The organism is Sinorhizobium glycinis (assembly GCF_001651865.1).
GTDB classification, from domain to species: Bacteria; Pseudomonadota; Alphaproteobacteria; order Rhizobiales; family Rhizobiaceae; genus Sinorhizobium; species Sinorhizobium glycinis.
In genome coordinates, this window is the sequence record NZ_LPUX01000055.1 from 131,582 (window position 1) to 149,944 (window position 18,363).

Genomic DNA, 18,363 nt, shown 5'->3' on the forward strand with positions numbered 1-18,363 from the left:
CAGAGATGCTTTCACGCACCACGACGTCAGCTATGGGCTTGTCGCCCCGGGGCGTAAGGGCGGGTCAATGACCTTAAAGGACGAAGTAGCCCTTCTGCAGGGTGACGGCATCGTCCAACTGGATAGCGAAATCGGCTGTCATGTCGCCGTTCACGTCGCCGTAGATGTAGGTATCGGAAACATCGCGGACGTAACGCAATTCGCCCTTCTTGCCGCCGAAAACAGCGGTTCCGACGAAGGTGAAGGCCTGATCGCCGGTGGTGACTGTATCCGCGTCGATTGCGGAAAGATCGATACGGTCAGATTCAGAGCCGAGAAAGTCGTAGATCGTGTCGCGGCTTGAGGCGGCGACGGTGCTTTCCGTCAAGGCTTTGAACACGAAGGTATCGGCTCCGGTACCTCCGGTCAGCTTGTCTGCGCCTGTGCTGCCGAAGAGCGCGTCATTGCCGGAATGGCTGTAGAGGCTGTCGCTGCCGCCGCCGCCGTTGACCTTATCCGCGCCGGCCCCGCCGTAGAGCCAGTCGTTCCCGACATCCCCCCACAAGGTATCATTGCCGCCGTTGCCCCACAGCTTATTGGCGGCCTGGTTGCCGGTGATCGTGTCGCCCGCCGAGCCGCCGTTGACGTTCTCGATCAACGATCCCGTCTTGCCGTGATAGAGCAGGGCATTGAAGATGTTGCCAGCCGCGAAGCCATTGTTGGGACCGCCACCGAGATAGGCGAGTTGGTCGGCGCTGAAGGTGGAAGCCTTGCCCGGCCGCAGATCGACTTTGAGGCCGGTGGTATAGGCCGAGAGGTCATAGGTGTCTTCGCCGCCGCCATCCCATATCGTGGCGAAGATCCGGTTGGCACCGGGAGAAATGCCTGCCGAGCCGTTAACGAGCGTGGCGCCGCTGCTTGGCGTCCATTTATAGACCGTATTGCCGCTGTTGGTGCTGAAGTCCGCGCCGTACATTTCCTGCAGAGCGGCGATGTCGGCCATCATGAAGGTCTGCGGCGCACCGTATTGTTCGTAATCATAGCCATAGCCACCGACATAGCCGCGATAGGTCATGATCGAATATTCGATCGAGTCGTATTGCGTGGGTAGAGGCTTATAGGTGACGCCGTTGTTGGTTTCGCTCTCGTGCCCGTGCTTCAGGCCAAGCGCATGGCCGAGTTCGTGCAGCAGCGTGTGCCAGGCATAATTTCCGGCGACCGGCTTGCGATAGTCGTTCACCGTCCCGGCATACTCGGTACCGAACCAGATGTCTCCGCCCCAGGCGCCGCTGTCCGGCAGATAGGCCCAGGCCGTCTCGGGCAAGGTCGACTGCGCGAACCGGATCGTCGCGCTGGTCGTTGAGCTTGTTTCGTCGAACCTGGCATTGGTGAAGCCCTCGACGGAAAAACCGTCATTGGCGGCCGAACCGTACTTTTCCTCCATGGCGAATCTTGCGGCATTCATCTGCGCCGATGAAATCTGAGCGAAGCCGTTGTCCTTCTCGCCGCTGTAGCTGTAGCTGCTGCTTGAGCCCGGGAAGGCGTAGGTGATCGTGAGGCCCCACGCCGAACCCGACAGCACGCCGTCGATCAGACCGTTGCCGGTCGTACTCACGGTGTTGACGGTTTTACCGGTGCCGCTCATGCTAAAATTCCCATCAGAAACCGCGGAGCCATTGCCCCGGCTTCAAAAAACGCGGATCGTGGCGGCGACGATAGGCTCCGAATGCCTGCGATTGTCGTAACGAACTCGATAAGATTGGAGAGAATCGTGCCGTTCCTCAGGTTGCTGTCGTGCTTTGCCGCGGTGATTCTGGCAGCAACATGCTCCGCTCCTACTGCGTCAGGTGCGACAAAGGCAAGTGGGGTGAATATGCAAAAGCCCCCAGACTACGAAGCGGCCGTCCGGTCGGAATTCGAACGGGTGAAGGCGGAAAATACCGTGGAAGCCTACGAGCGTTTCATCCGGCGCCATCCGGGTCATCCACTGGTCGAAGAGGCGCGAGAAGCCCTGGCGCGGCTCGGGAAGCAGTAGCGCGAGGCTGAAACCGCGCGAGGTTCCGGGTCGGCTTATCCGCGTGGGGTCAAGTGGATGCCGGCAAGCGTGCAGCGCACCGATCCGCCAGCCTTTTCGATCGTGGGAATATCGAGTGCCACAAGAGTCGCGCTTTCTTCTATGGCGCCGATCTGCTCCTCGTCCAACGCAGCGACCGCCGTCGTCGACAAGGCAAGGATGCGGCCCTGCCGCCCCTGGAGTTCGAGCGCATTGCCGGCGAAGCGGGCGATCTGGTCGTTCGTAAGCGCGATCACCCGGCGGCCGGAACGCTCCAGCCGGGCGACGATCTCGCGCCGCCTTGCCGGATCCGTCAGCATGTCGAGGCCGATCATCGCGAAATCGGTGGCCACGCACATCAGCACGTTGGTGTGATAGACGGGGACGCCGTCGCCGTCACGGGCGTCGAACACCATCGGCTCGAAGTTGAAGTGGGTCGAGAAGCGTTCGAGCGCGATCGGGTCGGTGCGGTCGGAGCGCACTGCATAGGCGACCCGATCGATGTGGTCGAGTACCATGGCGCCGGTGCCTTCAAGGAACAGCCCGTCCGGTTCGAGTCCGGAATAATCGATGACTTCCTGCACTCTATACCGGGCCTTCAGCATCTCGACGACGTCGCTGCGCCGTTCGCGCCTGCGGCTTTCCGCCTTCATCGGATAGATCGCCACATGGCCACCGGCATGGGTGGAGAACCAATTGTTGGGGAAGACCGAATCCGGCGTCTCGCTGCCCGTATCCTCGAAGAGATGGACCTCCACGCCATGGCTTTTCAGCGTCTCGGCGGCGCGACTGATCTCGTGGAAGGCGCGGGGGCCCAGATTCTCGCCTGCGGCCCATCCTTCCTGGAAACGGTTGTCGGCCGCTGTTTCGGCATTGACCGTGAAATGGTGCGGCCGCACCATAACGACCGCGGCGGGAGCCTGAACGGAATAGGCGGAGCGGGCGGGCGTCATCGCTTTTCTCGGCTTACTTGGCGCGCAGCAGCATGCCGAACAGATCGCGAGGGTCGTCCGGATCGGCGATCATGTCGAGATTCTGGTAGAAGTCGGTGCCTGAAAGACGGTCGCGCACGTAGCGGAGCGCCGAAAAATCCTCGATGGCGAAGCCGACGCTGTCGAAGAGCGTGATCTGCCTTGCATCGCGCCGGCCGGCTGCTGCGCCTGTTACGACCTTCCAGAGCTCGGTCACCGGAAAATCCGGCGCCATCTGCTGGATCTCGCCTTCGATGCGGGTCTGCGGAGGATATTCGACGAAGACATCGGATCGCTTGAGGATGTCGCGGTGCAGCTCCGTCTTGCCGGGACAATCTCCGCCGATCGCATTGATGTGGACGCCGGCGCCGACCATGTTGTCGGTGAGGATCGTCGCGAACTGCTTGTCCGCGGTGCAGGTGGTGATGATCTCGGCGCCCTCGATTGCCGCTTGAGCGGACGGGCAGGTGACGATCTCAAGGCCGGAGCCTGCTAGGTTGCGCGCCGTCTTCTCGGTTGCGCGAGGATCGATGTCGTAAAGGCGAACGGTGTTTATGCCGCAGACGGCCTTCATCGCCAGCGCCTGGAACTCGGCCTGGGCGCCGTTGCCGATCATCGCCATGGTGCCCGCGCCCTGCGGCGCCAGATGGCGCGCAGCCATAGCGGAGGTCGCGGCCGTTCTGAGCGCCGTCAACATCGTCATTTCCGTGAGCAGCACCGGGTAACCGGTCGAGACCTCGGCAAGCAGGCCGAAGGCGGTCACGGTCTGGAGCCCGTCGACGATGTTCTTGGGATGGCCGTTGACATATTTGAAGCTGTAGACCGCACCGTCGGAGGTCGGCATCAACTCGATCACGCCGTCCCGCGAGTGGCTGGCGACGCGCGGCGTCTTGTCGAAGCTCTCCCAGCGGCGGAAATCCGCCTCGATCGCCTCCGTCAACTCCGCCAGCACGGTCTCGACGCCGAGGTGGTGGACGAGACGCATCATGTTCTCGACGCTGACGAAGGGCACCATGGCCTTGGCGGACGGGAGCGGTGAAAGCATCGAGGTTCCTCATGCGTGTGCTGACTGTTCCAGGAGGGTAATGACAGGAGCCGCTGGTCGAAAGGGCAAAGCTGTGCTATTTTCGTCATTGAATTGAGCGATTTTGTCAGTCCAGTTGTGCGATTTATCAGGATGGCGTCGAGAGATACGATCATCGCGAAGTACACGCCGGATGATCTGGACCGCCGGATCATCGCCCACCTGCGCGTCGACGGCCGCGCTTCGCTTTCCAAGCTGTCCGATGCACTCGGGGTCGCGCGCGGTACCGTGCAGAACCGCCTGGACCGCCTGATGGAGACGGGGACGCTCCTGGGGTTCACGGTTCGCGTCCGCGAAGACTACGACGTCAATACGGTGCATGCGGTGATGATGATCGAGGTCGTCGGCAAGTCGACGACCCAGGTCATCCGCAGGCTGCGCGGCATCCCCGAGATCCACACGCTGCACACGACCAATGGCAACTGGGATCTGGTCGCCAACATTCGCGCCGCGAACCTTTCCGAATTCGACCGCATCCTGCGCGAGGTGCGGATGATCGACGGCGTGGCCAACAGCGAAACCAGCCTTCTACTGAGCAGCGTTTGAGCGGCTTGCGCGAAATCTGGCGATTGAAAGCGAAGCCTGTGCCCATTAGTTTCCGGCCGCAATCAACTGTGCTCGGTCGGGGAAAGTCGCGTGAAGACAGGCCATCGTTTCTTCCTTCTGCTGGCCTGTCTGGCATCTCCGCCTTCGGCAGCCCATGCGGACTGGCAGGCGACCGAAAAGGTGCAGACCTACGCGATCACCGGGCAATCCGGCCCGGAACTCTATGCCTCGATCGGCGAGCGGGGCCCGAAGCTGGGGCCAACGCGCGCCATTGCACATACGAGCTTCAAGCTCACCTGGTCGCGAAAATACGAGGCTCAGGGCGATGCCTGCGTTCTCGTGTCCGCGCGACCGAAGCTTGCCATCACCTACACCCTGCCGAAACCAGCCAGTTCGCTGGCTGGTGTGACACGGGACCATTGGGAGACCTTCATTGGCGGCGTCCATAAGCACGAGTTGGTGCATGGCGATTTCATCAAGGCGATGGTGAAGAACATCGAGGCCGTCACCGTCGGGCTCACTGTCCCGGCTGACCCGCAATGCCGAAAGATCAAGACTGAAATGACCAAGCGGCTCGGCGCGCTTTCCAACGCGCAGCGCCAGCAGAGCCGGGATTTCGACCGCGCCGAACTCAGCGACGGCGGCAATATTCACCAGCTGATCCTCGACCTCGTGAACGGGGGATAGATGCTTTCCCCGGAAGGCGCAGGGCGCTGTAGGCCTTGATAGATACACGCAAAAAGCTGGTGAAGGCCACAAACACGCCCCCGAATTGTCTCATTGGAGTTGAACTGTGCCGCGGCGTTACACGCGTGCGTCGCCCATCGTATGTGGCGATGCGGGCCATCCATTGCTGAATGTGTTGTCGGAAGGGCGAGCCTGGCCGCCGGTCCGGGGAAGGGAGTATGCATGAACAGGAAACTTGTCGCGGCTCTTTGCGCAGCGTCGCTGTCTCTCGCGGGCATGGCCGCCCATGCTGCAGACCTTGCGCCTTATCGGGAGCCCGCACCGCCCCCGGTGCTGGACGAGCAAGACGGCGTCAAGATCGGTTATCTCGAATGCGATATCGGCGGTGGCGCCGGCTATGTTCTGGGCTCGTCGAAAGAGATCGATTGCGTCTTCCGGTCGCTTGGCGGTGATGAGATCGAAGATCGCTATACCGGCGAGATCCGCAAGCTCGGCGTCGATATCGGCTTTACCATGCGCAGCAGGTTGCTCTGGGCCGTATTCGCGCCGACGGCCGGATATCACCACGGTTCGCTCAGCGGTCTTTACAAGGGCGCGACCGCCGAGGCGACCATCGGCGCCGGTGTCGGTGCCAATGTGCTCGTCGGCGGCACTTCCGGTTCGATCCATCTCCAGACGGTCAGCGTCACCGGGCAACTCGGACTGAACGTCGCGGCCGCCGGCACATCGATGACCCTCAATTCGGCCAATTGAGCTCCTAGAGCGGGATGCGCTCACATACGTTCGCGCCGCCGCTCTAAGCCTTTGTTTTTGCCGCATTTGTGCGACGTCAGGTGATACCACCTGACTGCAAAATGCTCTAGAGCCGCTCGCTGCGGTCGCTTTCCGAGGCCTAACATTGGAGGAGATTGAGGTCTTCAAACCGGCCGGCGACAGCTACGGTATGTCTTCTACCTGCTGCAGCGATCGTGAGGATCGCGCCTTATCCGTGCTCTCACGGCGCGCCGCGGCCGGCTCGTGCCTTCGAGCGCCAGAAGACGATCAGCATCGCTGCGGTCATTGCAGCCAGGCAGTACCAGGTGATGGCGTAGACGAGGTGGTTGTTGGAAAAGACGACGCGCGTCAGACCGCCGACAGGAAGACCGCCGGGATTGGGCGTGGCGTCCGCGTCGATGAAGAAGGGCGCAACGTTGGAGAGGCCGCGTGCAGCTGCGATTGCGCCGACGTCGCGGGAATACCAGCGCTCCTCCTGAGGCTTGTTCGAACGCAGCAGCGAGCCTTTCGGCTCGTCCATGCGCATGAGGCCAGTGACCTCCGTCTCGCTCGATATTCGTCCCTGTGACCGCGTCGCCGGTGCGCGCCTCTCCGTCGGCACGAAGCCGCGATTGACGAGCACCGTTGTGCCGTCGTCGAGCGCCAACGGCGTCATCACCCAGTATCCGGCACCTAGCTCGGTCGCGGCATGGATCAGCGTCTCTCTGTCGTGGAGGAAGCGGCCACGGGCCTGCACGCGGCGGTATTCGTCGCGCGCCGCGCCGACATTCGCCCAGTCAATTCGAGACGGCGGAGGGACGGGCGCAGCGCCGACGCGTTCCTCGACCCGGGCGATCAGATCGAGCTTCCAGGAGAGGCGTTTGATCTGCCATGTCCCGAGTGCCAACAGGCCGGCGACCAGCAGGAGCCCGATGACGCTGATGAGGGCAACGGCAAGCCGAGAAAATGGAGGGGAAGTGGTTTCGTTTCCGTCGTCGCTCATTGCGCGCCGCTCGGCATCAGGTGAGAAACGGATCGATCTCCGTCGAGACGGCCCCTCATCCGGCCTGCCGGCCACCTTCTCCCCGCAGGCCGGGCGAAGGAGACTCGCGGCGCCTGCTCAAATCCCCTCTCACCGCCTGCGCGGAGAGGGTTAGTCCTCGGGCTAAACCCGAGGAGAGGGGCAAGAAGCCTGGAGTAAGGGGCGAGAGTTGAGGGCATCCGCTCCCGTCACGGCATGTTCTTCATCATCTCCGGGCTCATCGGCATCATGTTCGCGTTCAAGTGATGCATGACCCAGAGCGAGCCGGAGAGCGCAATGGCGACGAGGACTATGGTGAAGATCAGCGCCATCATCGTCCAGCCGCCCTCCGAGCGGGTGTTCATATGCAGGAAGAAGATCATGTGCACGACGATCTGGATCGCGCCGAGCGCCATGATGATGACGGCCGTCAAGACCGGGCTGTCGATGACCTCGGCCATTACCAGCCAGAAGGGAATGGCGGTCAGGATGACGGAGAGGACAAAGCCGGTCACATAGCTCTTGAACGTGCCGTGGCCAGCCTCGTGCCCGTGGCTATGGCCATGATGGGCCTCGAAGGCATCCTCATGCGTAGGCGCGTGCGTGCTCATCCAAGGACTCCCATCAGATAGACGAAGGAAAAGACGCCGATCCAGACGACGTCGAGAAAGTGCCAGAACATCGACAGGCACATCAGCCGGCGCTTGTTTTCCGGGATCAGCCCATGTTTTGCGACCTGGGCCATCAGCACGAACATCCAGATGATGCCGGAGGTCACGTGCAGGCCGTGCGTGCCGACCAGCGTGAAGAAGGAAGACAGGAAGGCGCTGCGCTGCGGGCCGGCGCCTTCATGGATCATGTGCGCGAACTCATAGAGTTCGAGCGACACGAAGGCGATCCCGAAGAGCGCGGTGACGGCCATCCAGAACAACGTCGCCTTCTTCTCGTACCGCTCCACCTGGAGCATCGCGAAGCCGTAGGTGATGGACGAGAAAAGCAGCATCGACGTGTTCACGGCGACGAGCGGCAGATCGAAGAGATCGGCCGGGGACGGTCCGGCCGCGTAGTTGCGGCCGAGCACGGCATGCGTGGCGAAAAGCACGGCGAAGATCAGGCAGTCGCTCATCAGATAGAGCCAGAAGCCGAGCATCGTGCTGCCCTCGGGATGATGCTCTTCCTCCAGGTAGAAGGTCGGCGCCTTGCCTTCCTGCATGTAATCGGTGTGAAGCTCGGTCATGGTCCTACACCTCGCTGGCAAGCAGTTCGGTGCGCTTGCCCTCCGTTTGCGTGATGACGTTGGCCGGGATGTAGAAGTCGCGGTCGTAGTTGAAGGTGTGGCCGATCGCGATCACGACCATGGCAAGGAAGGCGAGCCCCGCGAGCCACCACATGTACCAGACCATGCCGAAGGCGAAGACGACGCTGATCGCGCCGAGTATGACGCCGGTCCCGGTGTTCCTCGGCATGTGGATCGGCTTGAACCCGCCGACCGGACGGCTGTGGCCGCGCTTCTTCATGTCCCACCAGGAATCCTGGTCGTGGACGACGGGCGTGAACGCGAAATTGTAATCCGGCGGCGGCGAGGAGGTCGACCATTCGAGCGTGCGGGCGTCCCAGGGGTCGCCGGTCGTATCTCGCAATTCTTCGCGCTTGATGAAGCTGACGACGAGCTGGATGAGCATCGACAGGATGCCGAGTGCGATCAGAAAGGCGCCGAAGGCGGCGATCACGAACCAGATCTGCAGCGACGGATCCTCGAACTGGCTGACGCGGCGCGTCACGCCCATCAGGCCGAGCACGTAGAGCGGCATGAAGGCGAAGTAGAAGCCGGTGAGCCAGAACCAGAAGGATATCTTGCCCCAGAACGGATCGAGCCTGAAGCCGAACGCCTTCGGGAACCAGTAAACGACGCCGGCCATCAGCCCGAAGACGACGCCGCCGATGATGACGTTGTGGAAGTGGGCGATCAGGAACAGCGAGTTGTGCAGCACGAAATCGGCCGGCGGCACGGCGAGCAGCACGCCGGTCATGCCGCCGATGACGAAGGTCACCATGAAGCCGACGGTCCACAGCATCGGCACCTCGTAGCGGATGCGGCCGCGATACATGGTGAAGAGCCAGTTGAACATCTTCGCGCCTGTCGGGATCGAGATGATCATCGTCGTGATGCCGAAAAAGGCGTTGACGCTGGCGCCCGAACCCATGGTGAAGAAGTGATGCAGCCAGACGATATAGGAGAGGATGGTGATGACCACCGTCGCATAGACCATCGAGGCGTAGCCGAAGAGCCGCTTGCCGCAGAAGGTGGCGACCACTTCCGAGAAGATGCCGAAGGCCGGCAGAATGAGGATGTAGACCTCCGGGTGGCCCCAGATCCAGATGAGGTTGACATACATCATCGGGTTGCCGCCGAGGTCGTTGGTGAAGAAGTTCGTGCCGGCGTAGCGGTCGAGCGTCAAGAGCGCCAGCGTCGCGGTCAGCACCGGGAAGGTGGCGACGATCAGCACGTTGGTGCAAAGCGAGGTCCAGGTGAAGACCGGCATCTTCATCATCGTCATGCCGGGCGCACGCATCTTGACGATGGTGGCGATGAGGTTGATGCCCGACAGCGTCGTGCCGATGCCGGCCACCTGCAGGCCCCATATGTAATAGTCGACCCCGACGCCGGGACTGTAGTCGGCGCCGGAGAGCGGCGGATAGGCGAGCCAACCGGTGCGGGCAAATTCGCCGACGAAGAGCGACAGCATGATGATGATCGCCCCGGCCGTCGTCATCCAGAAGCTGAAATTGTTGAGGAACGGAAAGGACACGTCGCGGGCGCCGATCTGCAGCGGCACGACGAAGTTCATCAGCCCTGTCACGAAGGGCATCGCCATGAAGAAGATCATGATGACGCCATGCGCGGTGAAGACCTGGTCGTAGTGATGCGGCGGCAGGTAGCCCTCCGAGCCGCCGAAGGCCATTGCCTGCTGCAGACGCATCATGATCGCGTCGGCGAAGCCGCGGAGCAGCATCACCAGCGCCAGGATGACATACATGATGCCGATCTTCTTGTGGTCGACGCTGGTCAGCCAGTCGCGCCAGAGCGTGCCCCAGAACCGGTAATACGTGATCAGGCCGACGAGGCCGATGCCACCGACGGCGACGGCGACGAAGGTCGCGACGAGGATCGGCTCGTGATAGGGGATCGCCTCGAGGGTCAGTCGGCCGAAGACGAACTTCAGGAGATCTGTATCGGAGAACATGGGAAACCCGTTCATTTGTTAGCGCAAGGGGCCAGATTCAGTGGTTGAGTTGCGGCGGTGCGGGATCGCCGTCCCCGTCGGGCATGGAATGCCCCTCGTGCCCTCCCATTCCTGGCATTTCGTGCTGCATCGTTTCATTGGCGCCGTCGGTACCCTGCGGCTCCTCCTGGCTGCGCGCCGGCGTTCCCGTCGCCGGATGCGTCGCGGCCGGCGCTCCCTCTCCCAGAGCGTGCCTGTTGTCGTATTCGAGCCGCTCGCGGTTCTCGGCACTTTCCTTGCCCGCACCGCCCATCGCGTCGATGTGCATCATCTCGTGCATGCACATCTTGCCGGGCGTGGCGCACAGGTTGAGGATCGCCTCGTAGAGGCCCGCTTCCACGGTGGCGAAGTAGCGCACCGGTTCCCGCTCGCTCGGCTTCTCAAGCTTCAGATAGCCATCGCGGTTGAGCGCGGTGCCCTGCGCCTTGACGCGAGCCACCCAGGCATCGAAGCCCTGCTGGTCGACGCCATGGAACTTGAAGCGCATGTGCGAGAAGCCGTCGCCGCTGTAATTTGCCGAGAAGCCCTCGTATTCGCCCGGCCTGTTGATGACGGCATGGAGCCTCGTCTGCATGCCGGGCATGGCGTAGACCTGGCCGGCCAGCGCCGGGACATAGAACGAGTTCATGACCGAGGACGCGGTGATCTTGAAGTCGATCGGGACGTCCACCGGCGCGGTGAGCTCGTTGACCGTCGCAATTCCCTGGTCCGGGTAGAAGAACAGCCATTTCCAATCGAGGGCGACGACCTCGACCGTGAGCGGCTTCGTGTCTGCCGGAACCGGCCGCGCCGCATCGAGCCGGTCGAGCGGCCGGTAGGGGTCGAGCTTGTGCGTGCTGATCCAGGTGACGGCGCCGAGCGCGATGATGATCGCAAGCGGTGCCGACCAGATCACCACTTCCAGCGCTGTCGAATGATGCCATTCCGGATCATAGGTGGCAGCGGTGTTCGTTCGGCGGTACCGCCAGGCAAAGAGAAACGTCAGGAAGATCACCGGCACGATGATCAACAGCATCAGCACCGTCGAGATGACGATGAGATCGCGCTGCTGCGCGGCGATGTCACCGGAGGGGGCCATGACCACCATGTTGCAGCTCGCAAGCAGCAGGAGCGGCGGCAAGAGGGCGACGCGGCGGGTAAACTTCAGAAATGCTGGCACTTCCCTGGGCCCTTTCTGATGACGATCGCCCTGCGACTAAAGTAGGAGTGGTTCAAACGGTATGAGGTTTTTGGTCGCACCGCAGCAATCTTGTGCATTGCGGCGCGAAATCGGGATAGTCGGCCACCGGTGGTCCTGTCCCGGAAGACCGGGATTTTTACTACGGCAAGCCGCAATTTCGCAATTCAACACTTGATATGAGCCCGCGATTGATCAACATCCCCTTGAAGAGCCGCAGGGCGAGGCGGCTCCGAGTGGTGGGAGGCCTTTTCATGAGCAGCGTGACGCAACAGTCCCTGGGGCCGTCGTCTTCCTCGATGGAGCGAGACGCGCGGCGCATTCACGACGACAGGCCCGTGTCGGCCGGCAACATCGCGATCGGTGTCGTCATCGGTCGCGCCGCCGAGTTTTTCGACTTCTTCGTTTACGGCATCGCCTCCGTCGTCGTCTTCCCGCAGCTTTTCTTTCCCTTCGCGCCCGACCGACTGACCGCAACGCTCTATTCCTTCGCCATCTTTTCGCTGGCCTTCATCGCCCGCCCTGTCGGCTCCCTCGTCTTCATGGCGATCGACAGGACCTACGGCCGCGGCGTCAAGCTGACGATCGCCCTCTTCCTGCTCGGCGGCTCGACCGCCTCGATCGCCTTCCTGCCGGGCTATGAGACGCTCGGGGGATGGGCGATAGTCATGCTGGCGATCTGCCGGCTGGGGCAGGGGTTCGCGCTCGGCGGCGCCTGGGACGGGCTCGCCTCACTGCTCGCGCTCAACGCACCGCAGCACCACCGCGGTTGGTACGCGATGATCCCGCAGCTCGGTGCGCCGATCGGCTTCATGCTGGCGAGTGCGCTCTTTGCCTATTTCCTGATGTCCCTTTCCGAAGCCGATTTCCTCGGCTGGGGATGGCGCTACCCGTTCTTCGTCGCCTTCGCGATCAATGTCGTCGCCCTCTTCACGCGGCTGCGCCTTGTGATGACCAAGGAATTCGGAACGCTCCTGGAGGAGCACGAGCTGCAGGCAAGGCGCGTCACCGAAGTGCTGCGATTGCATGGACGCAACGTGCTTATCGGCGCCTTCGTGCCGCTTGCAAGCTTCGCGCTCTTCCATCTCGTCACTGTGTTTCCGCTCGGCTGGGTTGAGATCTACACGGATCATGGCGCGAGCTCGTTCCTGATGGTCCAGTTCGTGGGAGCCTTCTGCGGCATCCTCGCCATAGTCGCCTCGGGGCTCGTTGCCGACCGGATCGGCCGCCGTTACCACCTCGGCGTCTGTGCGGTGCTGATCGCGATTTTCAGCTTCATCGCTCCTATGCTGCTTGAGGCCGGCGCCACCGGCAGGAATGCATTCGTGATCGTCGGCTTCAGCCTTCTGGGCCTGTCTTTCGGCCAGGCCGCCGGTGCTGTCGCATCACGCTTCGGCCGTGCCTATCGCTACACGGGCGCTGCGCTGACCTCCGACCTGTCCTGGCTGATCGGGGCGGGCTTCGCGCCGCTCGTGGCGCTGGGTCTGACCAGCCGCTTTGGCTTGGCCTTTGCAGGCTATTATCTGCTGTCCGGCGCCCTCTGCACCGTTGCCGCGCTGATTTTCAGCAAGACGCTGGAGATCAACAACGACTAAAGCGCGTCGCTTTCAAACGGATTCACGCGACGCGCTTTAGGTCTTTGTTTTTATGTCGGTGTCCCAAAACCGCTGCACAGTTTTGGGCGACATGTATTAGGCAGCCGTCGTCGCGGCTCGCGATCTGACGGCATGCCCGGCCAGAAAGGGCGTGTTACACTCCTGGTTCGGTGAAACGGCTGGCCCTCTTTGACGGCCGAAAGGAGAACATGCCCTCGTCTGACAGCCTGCTCGATGTCCTCGGCATCATGGCGGTGTTCTTGCTCGTTGCTGCGAACGGCTTCTTCGTCGCGGCCGAATTCTCCCTGGTTTCGGTTCGTCGCAGCCGCGTCGCGGAACTGGTCACTCAGAAACGGATGAATGCGACCGCTCTTCGACGCGCCGTCGACAATCTCGACGCCAATCTCGCCGCAACGCAGCTCGGCATCACCATCTCGTCGCTCGCCCTCGGCTGGATCGGCGAACCAGCTCTCGCCCATCTGATCGAGCCTTTGCTCGCCATACTGCCGCAGTTCTGGGCCACGGCCGGATCGCACGCGATCGCCGTGGTGATCTCCTTTGTCATCATCACCGCTCTTCATATCGTGCTTGGCGAGTTGGCGCCGAAGAGCCTGGCGCTGCAGCGCAGCGAGGGCACCGCGCTTGCAGTCGTGCGGCCGCTTGCTCTCTTCCTGTTTCTGCTTCGACCGGCCATCCTTGTACTGAATGGCCTTGGCAATCTGGTGCTGCGTCTGGCGGGCTTAAGTCCTGGAGCGGGCGAGGCCTCGCTGCACTCCCCTGCGGAACTCAAGCTCATAGTCGCGGAGAGCCATCAGGCCGGGCTCCTCGATGAAGCCCAGCAGGAACTTGTGCAACGTATCTTCAGCATTGGCGATCGCCGGATTTCCGATTTCATGACGCCGCGCGTCGATGTCGATTGGATCGATGCCGACGATCCTCCGGCGGAAATACTCAGGACGATCCGGGACTGTCGACACGAGCAATTGCTGATCGGCAGGGGCAATATCGACGAGCCGATCGGCATGGTGCTGAAGAAGGACCTGCTCGATCAATCGCTCGACGGCAAGCCGGTCAATCCGTTCGGCGTCATTCGCGAACCGTTGATCCTGCATGAGGCAACGCCGGTTTTCCGTGTCCTCGAGCGGTTCAAGTCTGCGCCCGTTCGCCTCGCGACGATCGTCGACGAGTATGGAAGCCTCGAAGGGATCGTCACCCAGACGGATCTCCTGGAGGCGATCGCCGGCGAGCTGCCGGATTTGGAGGCGGAAGAGCGGACGGTGGTCGAACGCGAGGACGGGTCTCTCCTCATCGACGGCATGATGCCGGCCCATGACGCCTTCGACAGGCTGAAGCTCCACGAACGGCCCCAGGACGGCGGCTATCACACGATTGCGGGTTTTGCACTGCACATCCTCGGGCATCTGCCCGATGTGGGCGAATGCTTCGAATTCGATGGCTGGAGATTCGAGATCATCGACATGGACGGCAGACGGATCGACAAGATCCTGGCCACCAGCCTCGCCGACGTGGAATAGACGTCCCACATCCTGGCGACGATCGCGGAACATAATCGAATCTCGCCGGTTCCGAAGGCATTCATCGATCGCCGGAGCGGAGTGTCGCAAGATCGGCGGCTCTTTCCTGCCGTCCGGGACGCATGAACGGAGGAAGAGAGATGCCGGCAAAATCGAAGGCGCAGCAGAAGGCGGCCGGTGCCGCGCTCGCCGCAAAGCGCGGCGACATGAAGAAGAGCGAACTCAAGGGAGCGTCCAAAAGCATGGCCGATTCCATGAGCGAGAAGGAGCTCAAGGAAATGGCCTCGACCAAGCGCAAGGGCAAGAAGGAACACGTTTCGAAGTCTTGAGCGCGCCCTTGAGGCCGATTTGCCGCTCCTGTCCCGGCGTCGCGAATCTTCGGCCGGAGAAGATCCGGTGGCGCCGCCGGCGGCAAAGATGTTCTAAATACAAGGGGATACGGTTTTCGCGTCGGCTTCGTTTTGGTGATTTACACCGGGAAGCGGGGACCATATTTTAGGTTCGGCACCTCGGTAAGAAGGACGGACGAATGAGCGAAACCAAAGCCCGTGCAGATGCGGACGCAGACATGGCCGTCGAGGAGCGGATCGCATTCCTGTTGGGCAAGATCGAGAAGGAGCCGGTGCCGCAGCGGCTGCTTGAACTGGCCCAGCAGTTGCAGGAAGCGCTCAACGCCCGCAAGAAATGACCGGGTACGGCGCCGATCTTCTAGTTCAGGGGGTTTCCATGCATCTGCACGGTCAACTCATCGCGAGCGCGGCTTAGCCGGCTCTTGATCGTTCCGATCGCGCAATCGCAAATATCGGCTGCCTCTTTGTAGCTCATGCCGAAACCAGCAACGAGCACCAGAACTTCGCGGTGTTCGGGAGAAAGACATCCCAAGGCTGTCCGAAGCTCGCCGTTGAGCACGGACCACTCCTGGGAGGGAGCTGTCGGGATCGGCAGTTCCGCGCAGTTCGTGCTTCCGGGGCCCTCGCGCGTGCGGATCTTGTATTGGGTGCGGAAAGCATTTCGCATGATCGTGAACAGCCAGGATTTGAGGCTGGTGCCCGGTGCGAACTGATCGATGCTGCGCAGGGCGCGAAGCAGCGTTTCTTGCACCAGATCGTCGGCCTCGAATGAAGCCGACGTAAAAGTCCGGGCAAAGGCCCGCAATGCGGGTATCAGGTCCACGACCTGCTCTTCAATTTGCGGTGATGGCTGCGACGCGTGACCGGCGGTGGCAGGCATATCGAATATCGCCCTTCTGGCCCGTGAGTATTTTTTTGGTGACGCGAAGGAAAATGCCTGTCCGCGGTTTTGGTTCCTAGCGAGGCGGACAAATCAAGGCGGTTGGCCCCGACACAGCGTTGATATCGCCCGTACACCAACTGGCTGCCACCACTTGTCCCGCGTCTTTTCTGCTTGGCCGAGATCTCGCTATCTCCTGATTGACGAAGGTGTTCTCCTCGGAACAGCCAAGCGGCCGCGGGAACCAAACGCCTTGGCTCCCGGTTGGGTAGACGTTAGGAAGGAGAAAACCATGAAGAAAATTGTCTTGATTTGTGCCGCCCTCATGTTCCCTGCATCGGCGATCGCCCAGACGACCGTCGTGCTGCCGGGCGAGGTCAGGACCTATGTTCTCGAGCAGAAGACGCCGTCTGTGACTTTTGAGGGCGAGCTCGTCGTTGGACAGCCGCTGCCGGAAACCGTCGAGATCCATACGATTCCCGATCAGCCGGATTTTGCCTACGCGATCGTGAACGAAAAGCGCGTGATCATTAATCCGAAGACCCGCGCGGTGGTGGAGGTCGTCCAGTAACTTCAAGAGGGCGGCATGGCGGACCACCTCCATGCCGCTTTTTCTTGTCTTTTACGCAACGATAGTGAGGCAACCATGCAGAATGTCGAATTTCAGCTGGCGGCCCACCGGGAAATCCTGATCGCCGTCCTCTCGGCCCTGGTGCGCCACGAGGATGTGTGGCCGGAGATCAATCGTGTCCTCGACGAGGTCCGGATCGTGCAGGATCATGAAGAAGATCCGGGGATCGTGCCTTCCGAGGCTTTTGCGAAGCAGAATGCCATGACCGCGGAGATTACCTCCATTCTTCGGGCCGCCACGATGCGCGCGGCGCTGGATCCGGAGGCGCATCAGACCACTTAAGCAGGAAAGCCGAGAAAATTTGTAGGGAACCGCACTCTCTGTTCGCGCGTTAACTCAAAGTCCGCGGTTTTTGCCGCGGCGGTCCACGTCAACAGAAGGGATTGAATCGTGCGACAACGAGTGAAGAAAATGCGTCCGAGGTTTGCTCGGCCGCCGGAAAATCCAAATCCCAGCAAGAAGGCGCCACGGAACTCATGGCAACCGCAGGTCACCGTGCCGCATCAGGTCGATCTCTCGCTGAAGAAGACGCCGGATGAGGAAATCGCGGTGCCGGCCTCGGTCAACGGCAGGAGCCTCATAGATGGACGGCCCTGAAGACAAGGCGCCTATGGATAAGGCGATGCGCGTCCGCGACGTGATGTCCCGCCAGATCTATACGGTTTCGCCGACGGACACGGCGCAGTCCGTCGCGCGGCTGATGAAGGAGACCGGAGTGGGCGCATTGCCTGTGGAGGTTCCCGGGGTCGGTACGATCCTCGGAATCGTCACCGATCGCGACATCCTCACGTCGGTCGTCGCGCAGGGACGATCGACATCGACGGCGGTGTTCGAGTTCATGACGGTGGCGGCTGAATCCTGCGAGGAAGGAGACAGCATCCTGCTCGCCGCTCAGAAGATGCATGATCTGAGGATACGGCAGCTCGTCGTGGTGGACGAAAAGCGTCACGCCGCCGGCATCATCGCGCTGGCGGACATCACTCGCGTGAGCCCGGAGCTCGGCGGCCTCGTGCTTGACGGCATGTCCCGCCACGAGCCGGCGAGCCAGCAGCTTGAAGGGATGTCGCCATGCCCGGCCTGACGCAGGACCGCCTATGGAGCGAAGCTGTGATCCTGGAGGCTCCGAACCGCGTGCTTCGTGTGCAAAGCACGCGTGATGCGCTTCTTTGCCTGAAGAACCATTGGCCACCGCCGGAGGGAAACGGCAGCGCGAGGAGCGATGCACTCGCCGCCTGTGACCGCGTGATCGAGGGGCAGGACGAACCGGATGTCGCCCGCGCTGCCTTCATCAAGGCGGCCGAGGAGGCGCACTTCGCGGTCCACAGCTGGACGGGGCGTGAAGGCGCCTAAAGGCGGCGTGGTCATGTTCTGCTGTCGGATCGGTTTCGTCCGGCGGCAGGCGCCTCGTAACGGCGCACCATCGCGGCCTGGACCTCCATCTGGAACGCCAGCACCTGGCGGCGGATTTCATTTTCCCGGAGGCCAAGCTGCGAAAGCTCATCGGCAAGCTTGCGGCACTCTGCTTTCCAGAACTGCAGAGCGGCGTCTCCATGGATGCGATCGAGCTCGCGGGCGCAACGATCGATCTCTCCGGTACGCGCCTCAAGGGGAAAGGCGACGATCCCGCCGGCTTTGAACACAATCGTCCGCTCGTTCACGTCAGCTTCCATCGAATCACCCTGCACTCGCCTCACGGGAAGCTCTATCGGGAAGATGGTTAACGATTCCTTCGTCCGGTCCGTCCGGGCTCAGCTAATCCGCCGGCGAAGTTCACGATTATTTTCCCCTCATCCGGGAACAAATCGGAGCAGTTCCGG

23 protein-coding genes are annotated in these 18,363 nt (G+C 61.9%); 13 read left to right on the forward strand and 10 right to left on the reverse strand.

Annotated features, from left to right (window positions below; all coding sequences use genetic code 11):
- Positions 1 to 73 precede the first annotated feature (73 nt).
- Positions 74 to 1,624, reverse strand: a complete 1,551-nt coding sequence (locus AU381_RS30095) for a M10 family metallopeptidase (RefSeq protein WP_064242007.1) — start codon at positions 1,622 to 1,624, stop codon at positions 74 to 76.
- Positions 1,625 to 1,852: 228 nt separating this feature from the next.
- On the opposite strand from AU381_RS30095, the gene AU381_RS30295 reads away from it, so the two are divergent.
- A complete protein-coding gene (locus tag AU381_RS30295) occupies positions 1,853 to 2,014 on the forward strand; it encodes a hypothetical protein (RefSeq protein WP_082909895.1) in 162 nt (53 codons plus the stop codon).
- 35 nt (positions 2,015 to 2,049) lie between these two features.
- On the opposite strand, the gene ctlX is transcribed toward AU381_RS30295, so the two are convergent.
- Together ctlX and AU381_RS12045 are read right to left on the reverse strand one after the other, a co-directional pair.
- Entirely contained in the window at positions 2,050 to 2,985 is a 936-nt protein-coding gene (gene ctlX, locus AU381_RS12040) for a citrulline utilization hydrolase CtlX (RefSeq protein ID WP_064242008.1), read from the reverse strand.
- A 13-nt stretch (positions 2,986 to 2,998) separates the two neighbouring features.
- On the reverse strand, positions 2,999 to 4,048 hold the full coding sequence (locus AU381_RS12045) for an ornithine cyclodeaminase (RefSeq protein WP_064242009.1): 1,050 nt from the start codon (positions 4,046 to 4,048) through the stop codon (positions 2,999 to 3,001).
- Positions 4,049 to 4,180: 132 nt separating this feature from the next.
- Between AU381_RS12045 and AU381_RS12050 the strand changes: the two genes are divergently transcribed.
- From AU381_RS12050 to AU381_RS12060, 3 genes are all read left to right on the forward strand, one after another.
- Positions 4,181 to 4,633, forward strand: coding sequence for an Lrp/AsnC family transcriptional regulator (locus tag AU381_RS12050; RefSeq protein ID WP_064242010.1), 453 nt, complete (start codon positions 4,181 to 4,183; stop codon positions 4,631 to 4,633).
- A gap of 90 nt (positions 4,634 to 4,723) precedes the next feature.
- A complete protein-coding gene (locus AU381_RS12055) occupies positions 4,724 to 5,320 on the forward strand; it encodes a DUF922 domain-containing Zn-dependent protease (RefSeq protein ID WP_064242011.1) in 597 nt (198 codons plus the stop codon).
- 222 nt (positions 5,321 to 5,542) lie between these two features.
- Complete coding sequence (locus AU381_RS12060; protein WP_064242012.1) at positions 5,543 to 6,073, forward strand: DUF992 domain-containing protein; 531 nt, start codon at positions 5,543 to 5,545, stop codon at positions 6,071 to 6,073.
- 241 nt (positions 6,074 to 6,314) lie between these two features.
- Here AU381_RS12060 and AU381_RS12065 read toward each other — a convergent pair whose 3' ends face one another.
- The 5 genes from AU381_RS12065 to cyoA form a co-directional block, all read right to left on the reverse strand.
- On the reverse strand, positions 6,315 to 7,076 hold the full coding sequence (locus AU381_RS12065; protein WP_064242013.1) for an SURF1 family protein: 762 nt from the start codon (positions 7,074 to 7,076) through the stop codon (positions 6,315 to 6,317).
- A gap of 227 nt (positions 7,077 to 7,303) precedes the next feature.
- The gene (gene cyoD, locus AU381_RS12070) at positions 7,304 to 7,705 is read right to left on the reverse strand and encodes a cytochrome o ubiquinol oxidase subunit IV (protein WP_064242014.1); all 402 of its coding nucleotides are present in this window, start codon (positions 7,703 to 7,705) and stop codon (positions 7,304 to 7,306) included.
- Complete coding sequence (cyoC, locus tag AU381_RS12075; RefSeq protein WP_064242015.1) at positions 7,702 to 8,331, reverse strand: cytochrome o ubiquinol oxidase subunit III; 630 nt, start codon at positions 8,329 to 8,331, stop codon at positions 7,702 to 7,704. The genes cyoD and cyoC overlap by 4 nt, the downstream gene beginning before the upstream one ends.
- Positions 8,332 to 8,335: 4 nt before the next feature.
- Positions 8,336 to 10,339 (reverse strand): cytochrome o ubiquinol oxidase subunit I, encoded by a 2,004-nt coding sequence (cyoB, locus tag AU381_RS12080; protein WP_064242016.1) that lies wholly within the window; start codon positions 10,337 to 10,339, stop codon positions 8,336 to 8,338.
- A gap of 37 nt (positions 10,340 to 10,376) precedes the next feature.
- The gene (gene cyoA, locus AU381_RS12085; RefSeq protein WP_064242017.1) at positions 10,377 to 11,537 is read right to left on the reverse strand and encodes a ubiquinol oxidase subunit II; all 1,161 of its coding nucleotides are present in this window, start codon (positions 11,535 to 11,537) and stop codon (positions 10,377 to 10,379) included.
- A gap of 272 nt (positions 11,538 to 11,809) precedes the next feature.
- Between cyoA and AU381_RS12090 the strand changes: the two genes are divergently transcribed.
- From AU381_RS12090 to AU381_RS30300, 4 genes are all read left to right on the forward strand, one after another.
- Positions 11,810 to 13,150: an MFS transporter gene (locus tag AU381_RS12090; protein WP_064242018.1), complete on the forward strand. Its 1,341-nt coding sequence runs from the start codon at positions 11,810 to 11,812 to the stop codon at positions 13,148 to 13,150.
- A 209-nt stretch (positions 13,151 to 13,359) separates the two neighbouring features.
- On the forward strand, positions 13,360 to 14,685 hold the full coding sequence (locus AU381_RS12095) for a hemolysin family protein (protein ID WP_064242019.1): 1,326 nt from the start codon (positions 13,360 to 13,362) through the stop codon (positions 14,683 to 14,685).
- 140 nt (positions 14,686 to 14,825) lie between these two features.
- Entirely contained in the window at positions 14,826 to 15,014 is a 189-nt protein-coding gene (locus AU381_RS12100; RefSeq protein WP_064242020.1) for a DUF3008 family protein, read from the forward strand.
- A gap of 200 nt (positions 15,015 to 15,214) precedes the next feature.
- Complete coding sequence (locus AU381_RS30300) at positions 15,215 to 15,373, forward strand: hypothetical protein (RefSeq protein WP_082909899.1); 159 nt, start codon at positions 15,215 to 15,217, stop codon at positions 15,371 to 15,373.
- A gap of 20 nt (positions 15,374 to 15,393) precedes the next feature.
- Here AU381_RS30300 and AU381_RS12105 read toward each other — a convergent pair whose 3' ends face one another.
- Positions 15,394 to 15,915, reverse strand: a complete 522-nt coding sequence (locus AU381_RS12105; protein WP_064242021.1) for a sigma-70 family RNA polymerase sigma factor — start codon at positions 15,913 to 15,915, stop codon at positions 15,394 to 15,396.
- A gap of 292 nt (positions 15,916 to 16,207) precedes the next feature.
- Here AU381_RS12105 and AU381_RS12110 point away from each other — a divergent pair, with 292 nt between their 5' ends.
- From AU381_RS12110 to AU381_RS12130, 5 genes are all read left to right on the forward strand, one after another.
- Positions 16,208 to 16,486: a DUF1236 domain-containing protein gene (locus AU381_RS12110; RefSeq protein WP_064242022.1), complete on the forward strand. Its 279-nt coding sequence runs from the start codon at positions 16,208 to 16,210 to the stop codon at positions 16,484 to 16,486.
- Positions 16,487 to 16,561: 75 nt separating this feature from the next.
- The gene (locus AU381_RS12115) at positions 16,562 to 16,828 is read left to right on the forward strand and encodes a hypothetical protein (RefSeq protein WP_064242023.1); all 267 of its coding nucleotides are present in this window, start codon (positions 16,562 to 16,564) and stop codon (positions 16,826 to 16,828) included.
- 129 nt (positions 16,829 to 16,957) lie between these two features.
- On the forward strand, positions 16,958 to 17,143 hold the full coding sequence (locus AU381_RS12120) for a hypothetical protein (RefSeq protein ID WP_064242024.1): 186 nt from the start codon (positions 16,958 to 16,960) through the stop codon (positions 17,141 to 17,143).
- Positions 17,130 to 17,627, forward strand: coding sequence for a CBS domain-containing protein (locus AU381_RS12125; RefSeq protein ID WP_064242025.1), 498 nt, complete (start codon positions 17,130 to 17,132; stop codon positions 17,625 to 17,627). The genes AU381_RS12120 and AU381_RS12125 overlap by 14 nt, the downstream gene beginning before the upstream one ends.
- Positions 17,615 to 17,896, forward strand: a complete 282-nt coding sequence (locus AU381_RS12130; protein WP_064242026.1) for a DUF982 domain-containing protein — start codon at positions 17,615 to 17,617, stop codon at positions 17,894 to 17,896. The genes AU381_RS12125 and AU381_RS12130 overlap by 13 nt, the downstream gene beginning before the upstream one ends.
- An 11-nt stretch (positions 17,897 to 17,907) precedes the next feature.
- Here the strand turns inward: AU381_RS12130 and AU381_RS12135 are convergent, their stop codons facing one another.
- The gene (locus AU381_RS12135) at positions 17,908 to 18,216 is read right to left on the reverse strand and encodes a DUF6074 family protein (protein WP_064242027.1); all 309 of its coding nucleotides are present in this window, start codon (positions 18,214 to 18,216) and stop codon (positions 17,908 to 17,910) included.
- Positions 18,217 to 18,363: the final 147 nt, after the last annotated feature.